The 4684-nt window shown below is 52.0% G+C and carries 1 protein-coding gene; it reads right to left on the bottom strand.

Annotated features, from left to right (window positions below):
* Positions 1–4684 (bottom strand): non-ribosomal peptide synthetase (locus H583_RS0113930; protein ID WP_028560980.1); only part of this gene is annotated, 4684 nt, incomplete at both ends.

Below are 4684 nucleotides of genomic sequence, written 5' to 3'. Positions count from 1 at the left end.
AACTGGCGCTGATGCCACACCGATAAATTCACCAGGGACCGGTGCTCCACCAGCACTCCCTTCGGCTTGCCGGTCGAGCCCGACGTATAGATGACATAGGCCAGAGAATCCGATGCCCCAGTAAGGCCCAGGTCACTCCCTTCTCCCCGGTATAGATATTCCTCTTTCAAATCCAGCGTCTCTCCTGCAAACGATGAAAGACCAGCCTGTAAATGCGCAGGCGCCAGCAAGAGAGAAGCCCCGCTGTCCTCCAGCATATAGCTGATCCGTTCGCTTGGATATTGCGGATCAATTGGCAAATAGGCGCCGCCCGCCTTTAGAATTCCGAGGATCCCTGCCACCATTTCCAGCGATGGTTCAGCGATAATGCCGACAATCCGGTCCGCACCGACTCCACGTCCCCTTAACTCCCGTGCCAGGCTGTTCGCACGCTCGTTCAACTCCCGGTACGTCCACCTCCGGCCGCTCTCCACAACCGCAATATGCTCCGGCCGGATTTTAGCCTGCTCCTCAAACAGCGCATGAATTGTTTGATCCTGCGGATATACAGTTTTCGTATCATTAAACCCGTATAACAACTGCTCTTTTTCTCCAGCTGTTACCATATCGATTTCCTTAAGCAAAACAGCGCCGTTCTCCACGACACTTTCTAGAATTGTGATGAAATGACGGGATAAACGCTCAATTGTGCTGCTATAAAAGAGATGGGTTCCATATTCCCATTGAAACTTGATCTGCTCTGCGTCCTCACGAGCCGACAAGGTTATATCAAATTTCGAAAACTGAAACTCATACGCATACTCGCGAATCAACAACTGTTCAACCTCGAGGGTCGGGTTGTCTACGTTTTGCAGGACAAACATGGTGTCAAACAGCGGATTGCGGCTTAAATCCCTGCGCAGCTCCAGCTTCTCGATCAGCTCTTCAAACGGATAGTCCTGATGCTCCTGAGCTTCCAGCACCTTCTGCTTCATTTCGTCCAGATAAGCGAAGAACGTCTTCTCTCCTCCCGGAGAGCTTCGCAGCGCCAGCGTATTGACGAACATCCCGATAATCCGCTCCGTCTCCGCACGCGTTCTGCCTGCTATTGGAGTGCCGACGATGATGTCATCCTGTCCGGTATATTTATGGAGCAATACGCTGTACGCCGCCAATAAGGTCATATATAACGTGCAGCCGTGTTGCGTGCTGAACTTTCGCAGTTTCTCTCCCAGTTCCCCGCTGATTTCAAACGCCAGCCGGTCTCCCTCAAACTGCTGCACTGCCGGCCTCGGCTTATCTGTCGCCAGTTGCAGTACCGGCAGTTCGCCGGATAACGTATTTAACCAGTATGTCATTTGTTCCTGATGCCGGGGCTTGTGCCGCTGTTCCTCCTGCCAAACGGAGTAATCTTTATACTGAACCGTCAGTTCCGGCAAACTTCTTCCCTCATACAAACTCATCCATTCCGTCAAAAGCACATTCATGGATACAGCATCAGAAACGATATGATGCATGTCCAGCAAAAGCAGATATCGCTCTTCCTGTGTCTGCAGCAGTTCTGTCCTGAATAATGGAGCTTCATCCAGATTAAAAGGCCGGATAAATGACTTTATCCGTACAGTCGCTCCGTCATCGTCTGTTCGAACCCGTTGCAAGTTTATTCCGCCAGCCTGCATAACTTGCTCATACTTTTGAACATGCTGCATCAATTGGCCTTCCACTAGTTCAAAGGAGGTACGCAAGCTCTCGTGCCGCTTGACCAACTCCTGCAGCGCTAGCTTCAGCCGTTCTATATTAAGCTCTCCTTCGATTGCGAATACCTGCGGAATGTTGTAAGTTACCGCCGCACCTTCCAGTTGGCCGATTGCGTAGAGCCGCTTTTGCACGGAGGAAGCCGGATAATATTTTCTGTGCTCAACGGGTGAAATAGGCTCATAGACCCGGGCATCCGTCGGACAGGCTCCCAAATAATCTGCCAGCTTGCGCACCGTAGAATGGCGAAAAATTTCCTGTAGTGGAATTTCAATACCAAATTTCTTGTAGATGCGCGAGACCAGCATCGTTGCCTTCAGAGAATGACCTCCACGCTCGAAAAAATCATCCTCGGTACCGATCCCTTTTACGCCCAGCACATCTTCCCACAGTTCCACCAGCGACATTTCCAGTTCGTTCCCGGGGGCTGTATAGGCATGCTCTGCCTCCCGCGTCCAGTCCGGCTCGGGCAGTAATTTCCGGTCTACCTTCCCGCTCAAGGTCAGTGGCAAGCGTTCCAGTTGCAATAAGAAGACGGGCACCATGTACGCCGGCAAATGCTGAGCTAACGTCTGGCGAATCTCTGCTAAATGTACCTCTTGCTCGGCCGTTACATAGGCGCACAGACGGGCGTCACCATTTGCGCTGTGATGTACGCAAGCAACGGCTTCTTTTATCCCTTTCTGCGTGAGCAGGCAGGACTCAATTTCACCAAGCTCGATCCGGTACCCCCTAATTTTGACCTGCTGATCGATCCGGCCCAAATACTGAATCTTGCCGTCAGGCAGCCAACGGGCCAGGTCGCCGGTACGGTATATGAGTTCTCCTGCAATGAATGGACTGGGGACAAACTTCTCAGCCTGCAGCTCGGGACGATTCAAGTAGCCTCGCGCCAAACCAGCTCCCCCTATACACAGCTCTCCAGGTACTCCCAACGGCTGCACTTGCCCGCCCGGGTTCAAAATGTAAAGGCGCACATTCGCGACCGGTTTGCCGATCGTGATCCCGGCTTCCTGCTCCATTCTTCTCAAGCAGCTGGCTACAACGCTGTTTTCTGTCGGCCCGTATTCATTAATAAGCTCAACACCAGGCAATTTGCGCCTGCTCTGCTCAATGATTTCCGTTGCTGCCGTATCCCCTGCAAGGGTCACTGCACGCAGTGCTAAAGACTCGGCAATAGGCATTGCCTCGTCAGGCAGAGCATCCAGGACCGCTGCATACAACGGGGGCACACAGATGAAGGTTGTGATCCGGCAGTACCGGATGGTTTGCCCGATAAAACGTGAATCCCGGCTCTGTTCCCTAGTTAACAAAATCACGCTCGCTCCAGCTAGCAATGGCGAGAAGAAGCTGAGCACAAATCCGTCAAAAGCAAAAGAAAACAATTGCAATGCTCTGTCTGTCTCAGTTAATCCGTACTCCTCAATCCGCCATTGCAGAGCATTGACGATGCTGCAATGCTCTACCATAACCCCTTTAGGCTGTCCAGTCGTACCTGAGGTATAAATGACATAAGCCAAGTGCCTGGACTGGGATATAGGTTCTAAATTACCCGCTTCTTCGTCCGAATCGCCTTGCCACACTTCCGTTGTGAGATCGATCATGATGCGTTCACCCGGGAAGTTGACAGCCATGCCATTAAATTTCTCTGTCGTCAACAGCAAGCGTATTCCGGAATCCGCAAGCATGAAATTCATACGCTCAACCGGATAATCAGGATCAATCGGTACATATGCTCCTCCGGCCTTCAAGATCGCCAGTATTCCGACCGTCATCTCCAATGACGGCTCCACCAGAATGCCGATCCGTTCATCCGGCTCCACACCGCGTTCACGCAGCAAGCGGCCAAGACGATTGGCCTCTACATTGAGCTCGCGGTAGGTCAGCTTCTGCTCGCCAAAGACGACTGCCGTTCGCTCCGGGCTGCTGGCTGCCCGTTCCTCGAACCAGCCATGGAGGGTCTTTCCTTGCGGGTAGTCTACTGCCGTATGATTGAACCCTTCTACAATGAGGTCCCGCTCTGCCTGGGTAAGAAGCTCCATCTCATTCAAGGCCTGATCAGGCTGCGTTACAGCAACCTCTAATACATGCAGGAAATGGTCCGCCATTTGGGCTGCCGTATCTGGATGGAACAATGAAGTACGGTACTCAAGCTGAGCAAGCAGCCGGCCGTCTCCTGTTTCCTCGACCGTCAGCGTAATGTCAAACTTGGCCATCGGGTATTCCATTTCAACCGGTGTCATTGCAAGCGTTTCAAACTTTTTGTACTGCTGCTGCAAGTTTTGCATAACAAACATAACGTCGAATATCGCATTGCGGCTCTTATCTCTGCGCAGCCCCAGCTTTTCCACGAGATGCTCAAACGGGTATTCCTGATGTTCCTGGGCTTCTAATACGCTTTGCTTCACTTCCTCCAGAAAATCCGTAAATGTCTTCGCCCTGTCCGGATAGCTTCGTATTACCAATGTGTTGATGAACATTCCAATGAGCCCTTCCAGCTCCGCCCGCGTTCTTCCGGCCACCGGCGTGCCGACGGTGATGTCCTCTTGGCCCGTATATTTATGAAGCATGACCTTGTACACGGTAAGCATTGTCATATACAACGTGCTTCCCTGTCTGGCACTAAACTCCCGCAGCTTCTCTGTTAATTCTCTGCGAATTTCGAACCTTACCCTGTCTCCCCCGAATTGCTGTACTGCCGGCCTTGGCTTGTCCAACGCCAGCTCCAGCACCGGCAGCTCACCCGAAAGCCTCTGCAGCCAATAGGCCTCCTGCTCCTCATGCCGCTTCCTTTGACACTGATCTTCCTGCCAAACAGAATAATCCTTGTACTGGATCGCCAATTCCGGAAGAGACCTGCCCTCATACAAGTCCATCCATTCGCCCAGCAGCACATTGACAGATGTCCCATCGGAAATCATATGATGCATATCCAGCAGCAAAAGGTGGC

Origin of the sequence: Paenibacillus pinihumi DSM 23905 = JCM 16419 (genome assembly GCF_000422505.1) — a bacterium.
Lineage (GTDB): Bacteria > Bacillota > Bacilli > Paenibacillales > Paenibacillaceae > Paenibacillus_D > Paenibacillus_D pinihumi.
Note: the sequence above shows the minus strand (reverse complement) of the source record. Positions and strands in the feature narration are given on the sequence as shown.